Source organism: Pelagibius litoralis (genome assembly GCF_011683915.1).
GTDB lineage: Bacteria > Pseudomonadota > Alphaproteobacteria > Kiloniellales > Kiloniellaceae > Pelagibius > Pelagibius litoralis.
Genome location: NZ_JAAQPH010000014.1, coordinates 81,697 through 97,137 on the forward strand (window position 1 = coordinate 81,697; position 15,441 = coordinate 97,137).

14 protein-coding genes and 1 tRNA gene are annotated in these 15,441 nt (G+C 63.4%); 4 read left to right on the top strand and 11 right to left on the bottom strand.

Annotated features, from left to right (window positions below):
* Window positions 1–48: 48 nt before the first annotated feature.
* On the bottom strand, window positions 49–1,212 hold the full coding sequence (locus tag HBA54_RS17835; protein ID WP_167227094.1) for a helix-turn-helix transcriptional regulator: 1,164 nt from the start codon (window positions 1,210–1,212) through the stop codon (window positions 49–51).
* 508 nt (window positions 1,213–1,720) lie between these two features.
* Between HBA54_RS17835 and HBA54_RS17840 the strand changes: the two genes are divergently transcribed.
* Window positions 1,721–2,062 carry a hypothetical protein gene (locus tag HBA54_RS17840; RefSeq protein WP_167227096.1) on the top strand — a complete coding sequence of 114 codons (342 nt, stop codon included), beginning with the start codon at window positions 1,721–1,723 and terminating at the stop codon, window positions 2,060–2,062.
* A gap of 203 nt (window positions 2,063–2,265) precedes the next feature.
* On the opposite strand, the gene HBA54_RS17845 is transcribed toward HBA54_RS17840, so the two are convergent.
* The 4 genes from HBA54_RS17845 to HBA54_RS17860 form a co-directional block, all read right to left on the bottom strand.
* A tRNA-Glu gene (locus HBA54_RS17845) sits at window positions 2,266–2,341 on the bottom strand.
* Between the two features lie 136 nt (window positions 2,342–2,477).
* Window positions 2,478–3,158, bottom strand: coding sequence for an NUDIX hydrolase (locus HBA54_RS17850; RefSeq protein ID WP_167227098.1), 681 nt, complete (start codon window positions 3,156–3,158; stop codon window positions 2,478–2,480).
* 2 nt (window positions 3,159–3,160) lie between these two features.
* Window positions 3,161–4,216 (bottom strand): threonine aldolase family protein, encoded by a 1,056-nt coding sequence (locus HBA54_RS17855; protein ID WP_167227100.1) that lies wholly within the window; start codon window positions 4,214–4,216, stop codon window positions 3,161–3,163.
* Between the two features lie 26 nt (window positions 4,217–4,242).
* A complete protein-coding gene (locus HBA54_RS17860) occupies window positions 4,243–4,539 on the bottom strand; it encodes a hypothetical protein (RefSeq protein ID WP_167227102.1) in 297 nt (98 codons plus the stop codon).
* A gap of 46 nt (window positions 4,540–4,585) precedes the next feature.
* On the opposite strand from HBA54_RS17860, the gene HBA54_RS17865 reads away from it, so the two are divergent.
* Both HBA54_RS17865 and rpoH read left to right on the top strand, forming a co-directional pair.
* Window positions 4,586–5,563, top strand: coding sequence for an RluA family pseudouridine synthase (locus HBA54_RS17865; RefSeq protein ID WP_167227104.1), 978 nt, complete (start codon window positions 4,586–4,588; stop codon window positions 5,561–5,563).
* A gap of 177 nt (window positions 5,564–5,740) precedes the next feature.
* Entirely contained in the window at window positions 5,741–6,625 is an 885-nt protein-coding gene (gene rpoH, locus HBA54_RS17870) for an RNA polymerase sigma factor RpoH (RefSeq protein WP_167227106.1), read from the top strand.
* A gap of 183 nt (window positions 6,626–6,808) precedes the next feature.
* Here rpoH and HBA54_RS17875 read toward each other — a convergent pair whose 3' ends face one another.
* The 4 genes from HBA54_RS17875 to HBA54_RS17890 all read right to left on the bottom strand — a co-directional run bounded on the left by HBA54_RS17875 (window position 6,809) and on the right by HBA54_RS17890 (window position 12,088).
* On the bottom strand, window positions 6,809–7,405 hold the full coding sequence (locus tag HBA54_RS17875; protein WP_167227108.1) for a Voldacs domain-containing protein: 597 nt from the start codon (window positions 7,403–7,405) through the stop codon (window positions 6,809–6,811).
* A gap of 12 nt (window positions 7,406–7,417) precedes the next feature.
* Window positions 7,418–9,457: a protein kinase family protein gene (locus tag HBA54_RS17880; RefSeq protein ID WP_167227110.1), complete on the bottom strand. Its 2,040-nt coding sequence runs from the start codon at window positions 9,455–9,457 to the stop codon at window positions 7,418–7,420.
* Window positions 9,458–9,634: 177 nt separating this feature from the next.
* A complete protein-coding gene (locus HBA54_RS17885) occupies window positions 9,635–10,927 on the bottom strand; it encodes an adenylosuccinate synthase (RefSeq protein WP_167227112.1) in 1,293 nt (430 codons plus the stop codon).
* Window positions 10,928–10,933: 6 nt separating this feature from the next.
* Entirely contained in the window at window positions 10,934–12,088 is a 1,155-nt protein-coding gene (locus HBA54_RS17890) for an ATP phosphoribosyltransferase regulatory subunit (RefSeq protein WP_167227114.1), read from the bottom strand.
* A 179-nt stretch (window positions 12,089–12,267) separates the two neighbouring features.
* Here HBA54_RS17890 and HBA54_RS17895 point away from each other — a divergent pair, with 179 nt between their 5' ends.
* Window positions 12,268–12,906, top strand: coding sequence for a paraquat-inducible protein A (locus HBA54_RS17895; protein ID WP_167227116.1), 639 nt, complete (start codon window positions 12,268–12,270; stop codon window positions 12,904–12,906).
* A gap of 12 nt (window positions 12,907–12,918) precedes the next feature.
* On the opposite strand, the gene HBA54_RS29150 is transcribed toward HBA54_RS17895, so the two are convergent.
* Entirely contained in the window at window positions 12,919–13,839 is a 921-nt protein-coding gene (locus HBA54_RS29150; protein ID WP_167227118.1) for an FG-GAP repeat domain-containing protein, read from the bottom strand.
* 8 nt (window positions 13,840–13,847) lie between these two features.
* The gene (gene serA / locus HBA54_RS17905; RefSeq protein WP_167227120.1) at window positions 13,848–15,425 is read right to left on the bottom strand and encodes a phosphoglycerate dehydrogenase; all 1,578 of its coding nucleotides are present in this window, start codon (window positions 15,423–15,425) and stop codon (window positions 13,848–13,850) included.
* Window positions 15,426–15,441 lie beyond the last annotated feature (16 nt).

Sequence of the window (15,441 nt, forward strand, 5' to 3'; positions counted from 1 at the left end):
GCCCTTGACACGGACTCGTGCGAGGTTTTGTTCTCGGTGAAGGCTTTGTCAGAGGTCCACCGGCGGGTTGAGAAGCACGGCCAAACGCACCAGATCGGCGCGGCTGTGGGTCTTGGTCTTTGCGAGTATGATCTTCACATAGCTTCGCACGGTCTCCAGCTGGAGAGCTCTCATCTCCGCAATGTCCTCAGTCTTTTTGCCTTCCGCCAGTAAACCGCAAACTGCGGCTTCACTCTTGGTCAGGCCAAAGACCTCCTGCATCCCAAGCGTTGAGATCGAAGGTTTGTGGCAAGGGTCGATGATCGTTACCAGGGCGCCCGCAAAGCCTGGGTCCAAGGCACGGCCGTCATCGCCGACGGGCGAGACCGAGACAAGATAGGGATCGGAGCCCGAGCGTCGCCTTACCGCCAGCAGGCATTCAGCCTCTCGCCCGGTACCCGCCGCCGTTCGCGCGGCTTTGATCACAGCCGCCCTCAGGGTCCCGCTCTCGTCTCTGTTCCAGGCCGCAAGTCTTCCCGAGGCATCCAGAAAAACACCATCGCGGTCGCTGAACATCATCTCGGCGAAACTGTTGGCAATGACGCGCGAGCCATCGATCCCCAGGATCGCAATGCCGACCTGAAAGTGGTCAAGCGCCTGAATCACACTCTCGAAGCGGCTTTGCAGGATGGCGAAGTTGCGCTGCATCTCGACCGCCTTGGCCAGATGCGGTGCCAGCAGCGCACCTATCTGCGCCTCTTCTGCAGTCATGGCCCCACGCCCGCAGGCGTATTGCACCGCAAACATATCGAGCCACGCACCGTGCCGGCTGAGACGGGTTACTGCACGGTGCTGTGTGCCATAAACGGCCATAGTATAGCGCACGCTGAGGTGGGACTTGTGCTCTGCATCAGTTTCGATCCCAAGCAGTTCGGTGTCACTAAAAAATCCGATGGGCTGCTTTGCCGCCAGAGCCTTATAGCCCGGCTCGTCGGCTTGACTGATGTTCTCTTCCCAGTACCTCCAGGCTGCGCTCTCAGGATCCGGATAGATACTCGAGAATGCGGTTGCCGAGGCTTCGGCATGGCGCGGGTCGAAGACAAAGAGCGTGCTACCTCTGGCACCCATCTCCTGTGCAATGCGGTCAAGCGGCTCTACCCAGCGCCCTTCCGGACGAAGGGAAGAGCGATAAATCGACTCTATGCAGCCTAGAAAAGACTCCCTGATTTCCATCGCCCGATTCTCTCCCCTTGAGTCAAGCAATCAAGTAAATCAACAAACCTTAATCGGTTCGGTTGAGGTTGCCAAATCTCGGAGTTAAAGCCTGCCGCCGCCGCTTGGCGCATAATAGAGCGCAGTCGCAGTAACTGGGTGGTCGGTCGGCTCAATGACGCAAGAACCAAGCGCTTCCTTGAGCAATCATTCCATCGCTGCCCACCTTCGATCTTGATGTAAGCGAAGTCCTCCGCATTGGCTTAGGTGACTGGCGCGACCCAATCACGTGGCCGCAGGACATCTTTATCGATTTGGCCGCCCGTGCGGATTTTTATGTCGGCCTCGGTTTCGATCCGGCATTGACTGACCTTCCTCCGCCTGCCTTCCAGGGAAGTCTCGAGATCGCCGAGCTGCGTCGGGAGTCGCCGCCGATAATGAAAACCTACTGCGAGCCGGTACCCTCTCTGCCGAAGACGACGACGAGGAATTTGCCCTACGCCGCACCAACGACGCCGACAACAGGCAGATGCAGCTGGAGGCGTATATTCGCCGATTTATCGACTACCACATGACCAGGGAGTTGATGCAAAGTGGCCGAAGCGCCGATTGCCACCCAACTTATACGATCGATGGCAGAAGAAGAAGAGTAAGCGGGCTGCCGAGAACGCCGGTCGCGGGGGGACAGCCGCTAATCGCCTATGCCGACTTCACTGACTACCACCTCATTGTTTGCAGGAGAGACAATTGGCGAGAGGTCTTCAGCGCTTTCTTCCAGCGCGAAGAAAACGTATGGGAATCATTCCAGCGCCTGCATCTGATCCGTCTGGACACCATGCATGCACGCCCAATCACCCAAGACGATGAATAGCTGCTGTTGACGGAAACGTGGCGGCTAATGAAGCTGATCGTCTTATAGAGACGTATCCCCGAAAGCCACTTCCCTGGCACGCCTCCACGCCGCTTCGCCCCATATCCGGCACAGGCAATACCCTATACAGCCATACTCCCTAAAAAACGCCCTAAATGATTAGGGCACTCCAAGCGTTGGAAGCGCTAACTATTTGATTTGATTGGCGTCCCCTAGGGGAGTCGAACCCCTGTTTCCGCCGTGAGAGGGCGGCGTCCTAGGCCACTAGACGAAGGGGACCAATGGCCGGAAGGCGGGTGGTGTAGCCCAAGAATTAGGTGAAGGCAAGCCCCGATCGCCGCGCCCCGGGGAGGCTGGGCAGCAGGGGCCGGGCCCGCCACCGCGTTCGCGCCGCCGGGCTCCGTCGAACGCCGGCTCAATCGAAATCGGTGGGCCAGTCCGGGTTGCGGTGATGCGCGAACATGCGGGCCAGCTGCTCGGCCGTCACCCGCCCGGTCGAAAGGTCCGGCAGGGCGTCCTCGGCGAAGAAATCGACCTCGGAGGTTTCGATACTGGGCCGGGCCGCACCGTCGATGATCTCACAGCGGAAGAAGGCCTTGTAGGAATGCAGCGGATGGGGCTTGGCGCCGCGCTTGCGCTGGTCATAAAGCGCCAGCAGCTTCACCGCGCGGCTGCGAAAGCCGGTCTCCTCCAGCACTTCCTTTTCAACGCAGGCGGCCGGTGTTTCGCCGACATCGGCCCAACCGCCGGGCAGCGACCAGAGGCCGTCGCTGCGCTCACGCACCAGCAGCAGCTTGCCGTCGCGCAGCACCACGGCGCGCAGGTCGGTCTTGGGGGTGGCATAGCCGACCTCTTCGCTGAAAAAGCGCTCGACCTGTGCGGCCGTCGCCTCGCTGTGGCCGGCCATGATCGCGGCAGCGATGCGGGCAACTTCGTCGTAGCGCTCCCGGTCGAAAACGTCGTCGCAGTAGTGCAGCCCGCTTTGTGACAGCGCCTGCAGCCGCCGCGCCCAGGCCAGCCACTGCGGTTCGGCGGCATAGGGTGCCTTCGGCTCAGCGGGCTCAGGCCCCTCGTCAGATTCAGGCTTCGGCGTCATGCTCAGGCGCTCTCGCGGGCGGCTGTCGCACCGGTCAACTCGGCGGCGGCGGCGATGAAGGCCTCGACGTCTTCGGGCCGGGTGTTGAAGGCGGCAACCAGGCGGATCTGCTGTGCCCCCGACGCACCCCAGCTATAGAATTCAAAGCCCCGGGCCTCCAGGCCTTTGATCACCGGGTCGGGCAGCGCCAGGAAAAGCTCGTTGGCCTGCACCGGCGCCTGCAGGCGGATGCCCGGCAGGGCGCCCAGCCCTTCGGCGAGACGCGCGGCCTGGGCGTTGGCGTGGCGCGCATTATCGAGCCAGTGATCCTCGGTGAGATAGGCTTCGAGTTGGGCGGAGACGAAACGCATCTTGGAAAACAGGTGCCCGCCGCGCTTGCGCAGGTATTCGAAGTCACCGGCCTTATCGGGTGAAAAGAAGATCACCGCCTCCGCCGCCATGGCGCCGTTCTTCGTCGCCCCCAGGGTCAGCACATCGATCCCGGCGCGCCAGGTAATCTCCGCCGGGCGGCAGCCAAGGCTGGCCAGCGCATTGGCAAAACGCGCACCATCCATGTGAAAGGCCAGGCCGTGGCGCTGTGCGACGGCGGCCAGGGCGGCAACCTCATCGGGTCGGTAGACCGCCCCCAGCTCACTGGCCTGGGTGATGGAGATCGCTGCCGGCTGCACCCGATGCACGTCGCCGGCACCATCGATCGCAGCCTCCACGGCGGCCGCATCGATCTTGGCCGCAGGACCGTCGAGCACCACCAGTTTGGCACCGCCGGTGAAGAACTCCGGCCCGCCGCATTCATCCACGTTGATGTGGGCCTCGCGGTGGCAGTAGACCGCGCCGTAGCGCGGCACCAGGCTTGCCAAGGCCAGGGAGTTGGCTGCAGAGCCGGTCGCCACCGGAAAGACCGCGCAGTCCCGTTCGAACAGCTCGGAGACCTGCGCCGTCAGGCGGCGGGTCACGGTGTCCTCGCCGTAGGGCATCTCGCTGCCGCTGTTGGCCTGCTCCAGGGCCGCCATGATCGCCGGCGAGATGCCGGTCACATTGTCGGATGCGAAATTACTCATCGTGTTTCTCCGTTCGCAGCAGCCCGCTATGGCGCCCCCGGCACGCCACGGACCTGACCCAGGACCTTGCCCGTGGTCATGTCGACCACCACCACCTGCTGGCAACCGCGCTCCGCCAGGCCTTCGAAGCGCAGAATCAGGCGATTTTCGGCGACCGCTGTCTCGGCGATGCTGCAGCCGTCGGGCAGAGGCACGTCGACCGCCGCAAAGCCCCCTCCGCCGTCACCCTCGGCCACTCTTGTGACCAGACCATAGGCGAGAAGCCCCATGCCGGCCAGAATCAGGACGGCCATGAAAATGACGAGGAGTTTCAAAGCTTGCATCGGATGGGGCCTCGGGCTTATTGGGCGTTCAGAGGAGCGAGGAAGCATGGCCGGGCAAAAGGGTCAAGAGCGACATGAAGTAACCGTGGCCGAGGGGCCGGCGGGCCGGCGGCTCGACCGGGTGCTGGCTGACGCCCTGCCCCAGTTCTCACGAAACCGCATCAAGGCACTGATCGACGGCGGCCTGGTCAGCCTGGATGGCACCGCGGTCACCAGCGCCGCCGCCAAGGTGAAGGTCGGCCAAACTTTCGCCATCATTATCCCCGAAGTTGTCGAAGCGGCGCCGGTGGCCCAGGCCATCCCGCTGGATATTGTTTTCGAGGACGAGGACCTGATCGTGCTGAACAAACCCGCCGGGCTGGTGGTGCATCCGGCACCGGGAAACCCCGACCATACCCTGGTGAATGCCCTGATCGCGCACTGCGGCGAGAGCCTGACCGGCATCGGCGGTGAGCGCCGCCCCGGCATTGTCCACCGGCTGGACAAGGACACCTCCGGGCTGATGGTGGCGGCCAAGAGCGCCGCCGCCCACCGCGGGCTGGTCGAGCAGTTTGCCGCCCGCAGCATCGAGCGATCCTACCGGGGGCTGGTCTGGGGCCGCCCCTCTCCGACCCGGGGCAGCCTGAGCGGCAACATTGGCCGCAGCCCCAGAAACCGCAAGAAAATGGCGGTTCTGAAGCGCGGCGGCCGCCCGGCAGAAACCGGATACCAGGTTCTGCGCTCGTTCCGGAACGGCGCCGTCAGCGAGGTCGAGTGCCGCCTCAAGACCGGCCGCACGCATCAGATCCGCGTGCATATGACCGAAGCCGGCCATGGCCTGCTGGGGGATCCTGTTTACGGGCGCGGCAGCAGCAAGCGGATCGGATCGCTGCCCGCGGGCGCGCAGACCGCCCTCGCCGCCCTGGCCCGCCAGGCGCTTCACGCCAAGAGCCTGGGGTTTCACCATCCTGTGAAGCACGGTGTCTTGCAATTTGACAGTCAATTACCACATGATATGTGTGAGTTGATCAATTGTTTGGAATAGTTCCAAATATATATGACATGATCGGTCATATATCCGCGTAAGGGGGGTTCCATGCTATACTCGGTAAAGCCGGCACCCAGGGCTGTCAAAAACCCTGTTTTTTGGCCAGTGCCGTTACACAAATAGATTTTATAGTGACCCTTCTTTTCGCCTCTTCCGCGAAGCCTGGAGTACGCCATGTCCGCAGCAAAAGTTCCGGTTCTCGTCCCTGAAGGTAACCTTTCCGGCTACCTGCAGGAGATTCGCAAGTTCCCGATGCTGGAGCAGAACCAGGAGTACATGCTGGCCAAGGCCTGGCGCGAGCGCGGCGACACCCAGTCCGCGCATCAGCTCGTCACTTCTCACCTGCGTCTGGTCGCCAAGATTGCCATGGGCTACCGCGGTTACGGCCTGCCGCTGTCGGAGCTGATTTCCGAGGGCAACGTCGGCATGATGCAGGCCGTAAAGCGCTTCGATCCGGAGCGGGGCTTCCGTCTGGCGACCTATGCCATGTGGTGGATTCGCGCCGCGATCCAGGAATACATCCTGCATTCCTGGTCCCTGGTGAAGATGGGCACGACGGCGTCCCAGAAGAAACTGTTCTTCAACCTGCGCAAGCTGAAGGGGCAGTTGAAGGCCATGGAAGAGGGCGATCTGCACCCGGAGAACGTGTCCAAGATTGCCGAGACGCTGGGCGTGCCCGAGCAGGATGTGGTTTCCATGAACCGCAGGCTTGCCGCCCCCGATCACTCGCTGAATGCGCCGCTGCGTATCGACGGCGACGGCGAATGGCAGGACTGGTTGGTGGACGATAGCGAGGACCAGGAAAGCCTGCTTGCGGAATCGGAAGAACTCGGCAAACGCCGCACCCTGCTGAAGGCGGCAATGGCCAATCTGAACGAGCGGGAAAGGCGCATCCTTGAGGAGCGCCGCCTGAAGGACAATCCGACAACGCTGGAGGATTTGTCCCAGGAGTATGGCATCAGCCGTGAACGCGTGCGCCAGATTGAAGTACGCGCGTTCGAGAAGTTGCAGCGGGCCATCCGCAATGCGGCTATTGAAGAGCGGCTCGCCGTCAACTAGGTCGGATCATGTTTTATCGGAACCACTTCGGAGTGCCGATGAAACATGTGAATCCGATCGACATCAAACGGATAGAGCAGATTCACCTGGTCCAGGGCGGAGTCCGATTGTTTGGATAAGGCCGCGCCTGTCTGACACCCGGGTTTGACACTGGGGCCGAGCGATCGCCGTCAACCCGCGACGCTAACCTGCTTCGGCGGGTTGAACGACCTGCGCTTCGCTGACTTCGACAGGGTCGTCGCCTTCCGGCTCCGGCCCTGCATCCTCATCGGCATCCAACTCGTCACGCAGCGGGTTCAAGCCCGCACCCTCGGCAACGGCATGGCCCCATTCATCGATGAGGTTTTTTTGATGCTGTGCGAGGTTCCGGATGCGGCTCTCGGTCGTCATCTTGAAGTAACTGCCGATCAGCGAAGGCATGAAGCCGAACAGAACCCATCCCGCCATGGCGGCGCCATAGGCGATCGCCCAGACAAAAACGTCGGAGATCAGCATCATGGCCGCGTTATGGCTTTGGCCGCGCGACCAAAGCTCAATGATGGCCGGTAACGTGCCGCTGAAATTCAGCAGCCCCACGGTGATCGCCAGGTGCTTCTCGCTGGATCGGTCGGTTATGTAGGCGACCCAGGTAGGCGCCATCATTGTCGCGAAGACCAAGGTGGTCGGCAAAAGCAAAGCGGCGAAGGGAAACAATACGATGAAGATCAGGATCTTGGCCCAGGGCTTCATAGCCGGGCGCCGCCCCTTGGCCACCTTGTTGGATTTCGCCGCCTTTGCCATCAGGGTCTCTCGCTAAATGACCGCGGCCAGGGCGATGCCCAGCACGGCGACCCCGGCGACCACGGAAGAGACGATACTTGAGGCTTCGCGGGCATGGCGCTTGACGATCGCCGGCGAGGTCATACCGCCGCCACGCAGCCAGTTGGCCTGTTCGACAAGAGCCGCAAAATCCCTCTTGGCATTTCTGAACCCCTGCTCGTCTGCGGCCTTGCGGTTCGGGTCGTCGATCAGGGCCAGAAGCGTGGTCAGGTTGCCCTGGCCGGCCAGCCGCATCGCCATGTCTGCCATCTGCTCGCGGCGCGTACGATTGCGGAAACCCTCGACGACCGGCTTCAGCAGCGCTACGCACCAGGCCGCCAGATAGGGGGTCGGGGTCGGCGAGGCCGCGCGCTGCACCTCCGCCAGAAGGCGCAGGACACCAAGGTTGAAGACCGAAGGTTTCTCCGGGTTCCCCAGCTCACCCAGGGCCTGCTCGATAGAGCCCTTCATCCTTGCCGAGATGAACCCGGCGATATGCTTGTCGACCGGGCATCGCTCAGTCTTTCCCTGCTGGGCGACACGTTCAAGCGCGGGCAAGAGATCCTCCAGTTCGGCGACATAATCGTTTTGCAGAAGCGGACTTTGGCAAGGCCAACCGTGATTACTCGTGTAGAGCGCTTTTTCCAGACCGTAACCGATGCGTGGTTTGGACAGTGTCAGGGCGACGGTGTCATAGAGGCGCCGCAGGATCGATAGTTCAGGGGTCAGGATCGGCTGATTCTCGATCCAGAGCTGCGGCAGCCGCTGGGTGAAGATCTCCGAAAACATCTGCCGCTTATCCTTATCCTGATAGGTCACGGCAAAGGCCTGAGCCAAGCCGTCCAGCCTTGCGGAAACCGTCTTGTATCGAAGCGGTGCACGCTGATCCAGTGCCATCAGAACACGTGAGAGCAGACGATCCTCGCCCGAACCGCGCCCACCCGCTGCGCCAATCGCCGCTTGGCTGGATTGACGCACTGCATCGGCTTGTAGATCGTCACCCAGCGAACGCCGGACCCAGCTCTCAAGATCTTTCTTCTTGATGACCAAAAGCGCTTTGTCCCACTCGCTGCCGAGTGCATGCGACAGTGCCGGGGCATTCACATACTCAACCTCATCGAACTCAAAAACACGCGCAGCCTTCGGCGGCAGAAGCGCCTGCTTCGGGCTGAGATGACGGCCATTCAACCACATGTTCAAATCGTCGTACTGCCAGCGCTGCTCCGGGTCGTCGCAGAGCAGACCGCGCAGCACCTCAACCATCGGCAGGGAGAGACGCGTATTGCGCACCAGCGCCGCGTAAGACCCCTTGCTGATTTTGTTCTCAACGACCTGATCCTCACTGAGATCCGCCACCGGGTTCCCGCCGCAGAGCAGAACCAGCATCATGACACCCAGCGCATAGAAGTCGTCGGCCGGGGTGCCTGCGCCGCGCCCCTCCGGCATCGCCATGGCACTGTCGATGGGTTCGTAGTAATGGGGCTGTGCCAGGCCCGGTGGCCCACTGAAGCACTCACCCACGACCACCGATTCACGGCTGGGATCGGCAAAGAAGAGATTGTCCGCCCGGATCGAGCGATGGCTGAGCTTACGGTCGCCCAGTTCCTTGAACATGGGCAACAGAGGCTGCACGACAGAGCGCACCACGCGGTCTTCGCGCCAGGGTTCTATCGTGGCGCCCGAGTCGGCAAGGACGCGCTCGCCGGAGGGTTGTTCGAAGACGATGACAAAGCGGCGGGCGCGGGCCGGCGGCCAGTAGACGACGCCGTGGCGCACCGGGTTCATCATCGGCATCCTGCGGAAACGCGAGAACTGCGCCAGGACATCCGTTCGCGCCGCAATACCCTGGCGGCAGACCAGCGCGAAGAGCGGCCGGGGCGTGCCCTTTTCATCGGTTGCAGAGAAAGCCTGGACGCCCGGTGAGTTCAGGTCAGTGAGGGCCGATTCAGGGCGCAGACGATAGCGATCGGCCAGCATAACAATGCCACCGCCGTTTTCGGCACCCTGCCCTTTATCCTCGGTTTGACCGCTCATTCCCGCAACTAACCTGATGGTTTCTACAGGACAGGGCTGTTCAACCCGCCCTCATCCATATAGTTAAGCGAAATAAGGCAAAGAGTTCGTTAAGGTCGGGGCTCGGAGAACGCCGAAATATAGAGGTTTCCTGGGCAGGCTGTCCTAAATCGTCCGGCGCCGCCCCCCGATAAGGAATCAGTCGGCGAAAGGATCGCGAACCAGAATAGTGTCGTCGCGCTCCGGTGAGGTAGAGAGCAAAGCAACCGGCACCTCAATCAGCTCCTCCAGGCGGCGGATGTACTTGACGGCTGCCGCCGGCAGATCCACCCAGGAACGGGCGCCGCGGGTGCTTTCCGCCCAACCGGGAATTGTCTCGTAAACCGGCGTCACCCGCGCCTGACGTGACTGCAGAGCGGGCAGATAGTCGCGCTTTTCACCGTCGATCTCATAACCGATACAGACCTTCAACTCTTCCATGCCGTCGAGTACATCCAGCTTGGTCAGGGCGATCCCGGTAATTCCGCCGATCTTCGCCGCCTGGCGGACCATGACGGCGTCGAACCAGCCGCAGCGGCGCTTGCGGCCGGTCACCACGCCGAACTCGTGGCCTCTTTCACCCAGCAGCTCGCCGGTTTCGTCGTTCAGTTCCGTCGGAAAGGGCCCCGACCCGACCCGCGTGGTGTAAGCCTTGGTGATGCCCAGGACGAAGTCGATGGTGTCCGGCCCGGTCCCGGATCCGGTCGCCGCGTTGCCGGCCACGGTGTTGGAGGAGGTCACGAAGGGATAGGTGCCGTGATCGACATCGAGCATGGCGCCCTGCGCACCCTCAAAGAGGATCCGCCGGCCCGAACGCTTCGCTTCGTCAAGGCGCTGCCAGACCCGGTCGGCAAAGGGCAGGATGCGCGGCGCCAGCGCGAGCAACCCGTTCACCACCTCCTCGGCGGTGAACTCCGGCTGGCCCAGACCACGCAGCAAGGCGTTGTTGTGCAGCAGCAGATCATCGACCCGCTGACGCAGCAGCGTCGGGTCGGAAAGATCGCAGAAGCGCACGGCACGGCGGCCGGCCTTGTCCTCATAGGCCGGTCCGATACCCCGGCCCGTCGTCCCCAGCTTGCCCTCGCCTCTCAGCGCCTCGCGCGCACGGTCGACCGCGCCGTGCATCGGCAGGATCAGCGTCGCCCCTTCGGCAATTTTCAGGAACTCCGGCGTGACCTCGACGCCCTGGGCACGCAGCCTGTCGATTTCCTCTACCAGCGCCCAGGGATCGACCACCACGCCGTTGCCGATAATCGACAGCTTGTTCTGGCGCACGACGCCCGACGGCAGCAGCGAGAGCTTGTAGACCTCGTTGCCGACCACCAGGGTGTGGCCGGCGTTGTGACCACCCTGGAAGCGCACCACCACATCGGCGCGCTCGGACAGCCAATCGACGATCTTACCCTTCCCCTCGTCCCCCCATTGGGAGCCGACGACGACCACGTTTGCCATACTCTATCAGTCCTTTATCTCGATGATCGCGTCACTGCGCAGCAGGTGGCTGCAGCCGAGCCGCTGCGCCTCGCTCTCGGCACCCTCTCCGGCGGTCAGGCCGGCCAGGGTTGCCCAGCCCGCGTCGCGCAGCTCCCGCGCCTTCGCCGCCGGCGTTCCGAAGGGCAGAAAAATCCGACGCTGTGGCTGCGGCGCCGGAATCGCCCGCAGAACGGTATCCATGTAAAGCGTGAAGCCGGTCGACGACTCCTGTGCGCCGCCCGGTCCCGTCGCCTGATAGCGCCCGCCGCGGCCAAGCTCGCCCCGCACGCCCTTGGCGAAGAGAATGAAACTGATGCCGGTCTGGTACTCAAAGCCGCGGTGCTCGACCGGATCGATGGTCAGCCGCGCCTGGGGCGCCGCCGCCCGGATCAGATCAACAACGGAGGCCAGCCTTTCGACCTCCAGCATGGCGCCGCCGGGCAGGGCCAGCTTCTTGAGCGCCGCCAGCGCCGCTTCAGCCGGCCCGGCCGATTGCAGAAGCGCGTGAAAGAGTGCCGCCTGCGCGCCGGCAAGCCTTGCGACGGCCGCTGAGTCCTTGCGGTCCAGAGCCTGGCGTAGAGACAGCACCTGGTCCGCCGCAAGCCCCAGATCCGCCGCCAGCGAGCCGACGAGGGGCGGCAGGTTGAGATCAACCGAAAGCTCGGCAACGCCCAAAGCGGTCAGGGAATCGATCGCCAGCAGAATGACCTCGGCGTCGCTTGCCTCCTCCGAAGGGCCGATCAGCTCAACGCCGGCCTGGGCGAACTGGCGCTCCGGTCGCAACTGGCTGCCGCGTACCTGCAGCACCTGGCCGCCGTAACACAGCCGCAGCGGGCGCGGCGCGTTCTTCAGGCGGCTGGTGGCGATCCGCGCGACCTGGGGCGTCATATCGGCGCGCAGGCCCATCATGCGCTGGCTGACCGGGTCCATCAGACGAAACGTCTGACCGGCAAGGGCTGCGCCCGCGCCGGTCAGCAGCGCTTCCTCAAACTCCAGTAACGGCGGCTTTACCCGATCGTAGCTGTGCGATTGGAAGCAGGCGATAAGCCGTTCGACATTGGCGGATTCATGGGCCGCCAAGGGCGCCAAGACATCCTGCAGGCCAGCCGGCAAAAGGCCCTTTTCGGCGTTTTCTGTCATGTCAGCAGGTCTTCGGGGAAGTGCGGTCCGGTTCCATGGGCAAGCATGGAAGCGGTCGTGCCCGTGTAGGGCCCCGCTTCCGCCTTCTGTTAGCAGCCCAGGCCCCGGCGGGCAAATAGAAATCCACCGGCCGTAACCGGCGGGCACCCCCGGAAACCTCCGAAAACCTTTTACTTTCCATGGCCTACAAGGCTGGCTGCAAGCTGTCGGGTCGGATAGACTCCAGCGACACCCACGGACCGCAGATGACGATCGCCAAGCCCTTGATCCCCAGATTCTCCAAACCCGCCACACTGGCCGCCGGCAGCCGCGGGCCCGACCGTTTTCTGGGCCTGCTCATCCTCGCCGCCGCCGCCGCCCTGCTGGCCGGCTGGCTGCTGCCGGTCATGACCGTTCGTACACTGCTGGTTTTCTACGACGAGGTTTCCATCATGACCGGCGCCTTCCGGCTGCTGGACAGTGGCGACTACGTACTCTTTCTGGTGATCGTCCTCTTCACCGTGGTGCTGCCGGTCGGCAAGCTGCTCCTGGCCTACGTCGCCTGGAGCCGGCTGAACGTCGAAGACCCCCGGGTCCGGCGCGCCCTCGGCTGGATCGAAACCCTGGGCCGCTGGTCGATGCTGGATGTTTTCGTGGCCGCCCTGCTGGTGGTGGTGATCAAGCTGTCGCTGATCTCCGACGTCGAGATCCATGCCGGGCTCTACGTCTTCATCCTGGCGGTCATCCTCTCGATGATCGCGGTGCGCCGCATCGCGGTCCTGGCGCATCGCAGCCTGCATAGCAGTGAGGATGCTGTTTCGGGACAGAGCCCGCTCTAGGCCCCTGTCCGTTTATCTGTAGAGACGAAGTTCACGGCCGCGCTTCAAGGGAACGATCACGCCCTCCAGACCGTTGCCGTCCAGATCCTCCAGAAGGAAATCGCCGACGATTTCCGTGTCCAGCGGATGAACCGCGCGCTCACGCAGTTCGCCATCGACAAACCCCATCACACGCAGCGCCTGGCGGCGCGCATCAGGCAGCAGAATCTCCGGCAGCCCATCCTCATCGACATCCAGGACGGCGGAAAGGCCCAGCGCGCGCGAACCGATGAAGTGATTGGAAAACCCGGAAGCCTCAGCCTCCTGTGCCAATCGCCCGTCACGCAGAGCAAGGACTCGTAACACCCCGCCGATGTGCGGCGTCTCCACATAGGCAACTTCCAGGGTGCCGTCGCCGTCGAAGTCGGCAACCCCCACTGGATTAAGCCAGCGAAAGGCCGTCAAGCGTTCCGGCCCCTTGGCGACAAGCTGCAGCGTTCCATCAACCACACCATAGGCCGTCAACACCGCGCCGCTGCTCTGCGAGGAGCGCACGACGAGGATCTCCATCGCACCGTCGCCGTCGAGATCGGCCAGGCGCGGCTGCAGGTCCTCGAAGACCTGGTCTTCCGGTAGAGAGAGACTGACTTCGTTGCCATCGGCCAGCCGGACCAGCAGGCCGCCGGCCTCAATGCCGTCGCCCAGAACCGCGTGGCCGTAGCGATCCGTCGGCTCCGTCAGCCAGACTTCGGCAATCGCACCCGAACCCAGGGCGGGATGCCCGTCGGGCAACGCGTTCTCCGGACGGATCACCGGGCGAACCTCGATCGCGATCTCCCGCGCCGCCTCGCCGATCAAAGGACGGAAACCCAGATCCTCAAGATTCTCGGCCCGGGCAGCGCCGCCAACTGCGAGCACCGCCAGGATCAGCAGCGAAAGACCGAGGGACTTCACGACCCCCCCTAGAAGCGCAGCGCCTCGGCCTGCTTGGTATGCGGCAGAGCGCGCACCTTCCCCAGGACATCGGCGGGAATCGCCTCATCCAGCTCCAGCAGGGCAATGGCGTCGGACCCCCGCTCGGCACGGCCGAGGTGGAAGGTGGCGATGTTCACCCCGCCATCGCCCAGCGTCGTACCGAGGGCGCCGATGAAACCGGGCTTGTCCTCGTTGGTGATGTAGAGCATGTGCGGTGTCAGGGTGGCCTCGACGGAGATGCCCTTTACCTCCACCAGCCGCGGCTTGTCGCTGCCGAAGAGAGTGCCGGCGACGCAGCGCTCGCCGCGCTCGGTCGTCACAGTCAGACGAATGAGCGTCTGGTAGTCGCAATCCCGCTCATGCTTCACCTCGGCGACGTCGATGTCGCGCTCACGCGCGACGATCGGCGCGTTGACCATGTTCACCGTATCCAGCATCGGCTGCAGCAACCCACAGAGCATCACCTGAGTCAGCGGCCGGGTGTTCAGATGGGCGACATCGCCTTCGTACTCGATGCGGGCCGAGGTCAGGCCGGTGCGGGTCAACTGACCGGCAAAGCTGCCGAGCTGTTCGGCGAGCTGCATATAGGGGCCCAGGCGCTTGGCCTCCTCCGCCGAGAGGGAGGGCATGTTGAGCGCGTTGGTGACGGCGCCGGTGAGCAGGTAATCGGCCATCTGCTCGGCAACCTGCAGGGCAACCTTCTCCTGCGCCTCGGCCGTCGCGGCGCCCAGGTGCGGGGTCGCCACCACCTGCTCCATTCCGAAGAGCACGTTTTCTTTGGCCGGCTCCTTGGCGAAGACGTCGAAGGCCGCGCCGGCGACATGACCGGATTCGATGGCGGCCTTCAGATCCTCTTCCACCACCAGACCGCCGCGCGCGCAGTTGATGATGCGCACGCCCGGTTTGGTCTTGGCCAGGGCCGCCGCATCGATGATGCCGCGGGTCTGGTCGGTCATCGGTACGTGCAAGGTGATGATGTCGGCGCGCGCCAGCAGCTCATCCAACTCGACCTTTTCGATATCAAGGTCTTCGGCCCGGTCCGGCGAGAGGAAAGGATCGAAGGCGATAACCCGCATGCGCAGGCCCTGGGCCCGCTCGACGACGATGGAGCCGATGTTGCCGCAGCCGATGACGCCCAACACCTTGCCGGTCAGCTCGGTGCCCATGAAGCGCGACTTCTCCCACTTGCCGGCGTGGGTCGAGCGGTCGGCGGCGGGGATCTGCCGGGCCGAAGCGAACATCATCGCAATGGTGTGTTCGGCGGTAGTGATGGAATTGCCGTGCGGCGTGTTCATCACCACGATGCCCCGGCCCGTCGCCGCCGGGATATCGACATTGTCGACGCCGATGCCGGCGCGGCCGATGACCTTCAGGTTGTCCGCAGCAGCGATGATCTCCGCCGTCGCCTTGGTGGCGGAGCGGATGGCAAGGCCGTCGTAGGCGCCGATCTTCGCTTTCAGTTCCTCGGGCGCGAGCCCGGTATCGACATCCGTCTCGATGCCGCGCTCGCGGAAAATCTCCGCCGCACGCGGGCTCAACTTGTCTGAAATAAGGACCTTGGGCATCTCTGTCTAAACCTCT

Bases quoted from the DNA above. Each gene is read 5' to 3' on its own strand.
- HBA54_RS17855 (WP_167227100.1), bottom strand. From the start codon at position 4,216: ATGAGTAATTTCGCATCCGACAATGTGACCGGCATCTCGCCGGCGATC.
- HBA54_RS17860 (WP_167227102.1), bottom strand. From the start codon at position 4,539: ATGCAAGCTTTGAAACTCCTCGTCATTTTCATGGCCGTCCTGATTCTG.
- HBA54_RS17835 (WP_167227094.1), bottom strand. From the start codon at position 1,212: ATGGAAATCAGGGAGTCTTTTCTAGGCTGCATAGAGTCGATTTATCGC.
- HBA54_RS17875 (WP_167227108.1), bottom strand. From the start codon at position 7,405: ATGGCAAAGGCGGCGAAATCCAACAAGGTGGCCAAGGGGCGGCGCCCG.
- HBA54_RS17890 (WP_167227114.1), bottom strand. From the start codon at position 12,088: ATGACAGAAAACGCCGAAAAGGGCCTTTTGCCGGCTGGCCTGCAGGAT.
- rpoH (WP_167227106.1), top strand. From the start codon at position 5,741: ATGTCCGCAGCAAAAGTTCCGGTTCTCGTCCCTGAAGGTAACCTTTCC.
- HBA54_RS17880 (WP_167227110.1), bottom strand. From the start codon at position 9,457: ATGAGCGGTCAAACCGAGGATAAAGGGCAGGGTGCCGAAAACGGCGGT.
- HBA54_RS17885 (WP_167227112.1), bottom strand. From the start codon at position 10,927: ATGGCAAACGTGGTCGTCGTCGGCTCCCAATGGGGGGACGAGGGGAAG.
- HBA54_RS17865 (WP_167227104.1), top strand. From the start codon at position 4,586: ATGGCCGGGCAAAAGGGTCAAGAGCGACATGAAGTAACCGTGGCCGAG.
- HBA54_RS17850 (WP_167227098.1), bottom strand. From the start codon at position 3,158: ATGACGCCGAAGCCTGAATCTGACGAGGGGCCTGAGCCCGCTGAGCCG.
- HBA54_RS17840 (WP_167227096.1), top strand. From the start codon at position 1,721: ATGCAGCTGGAGGCGTATATTCGCCGATTTATCGACTACCACATGACC.
- serA (WP_167227120.1), bottom strand. From the start codon at position 15,425: ATGCCCAAGGTCCTTATTTCAGACAAGTTGAGCCCGCGTGCGGCGGAG.
- HBA54_RS17895 (WP_167227116.1), top strand. From the start codon at position 12,268: ATGGCCTACAAGGCTGGCTGCAAGCTGTCGGGTCGGATAGACTCCAGC.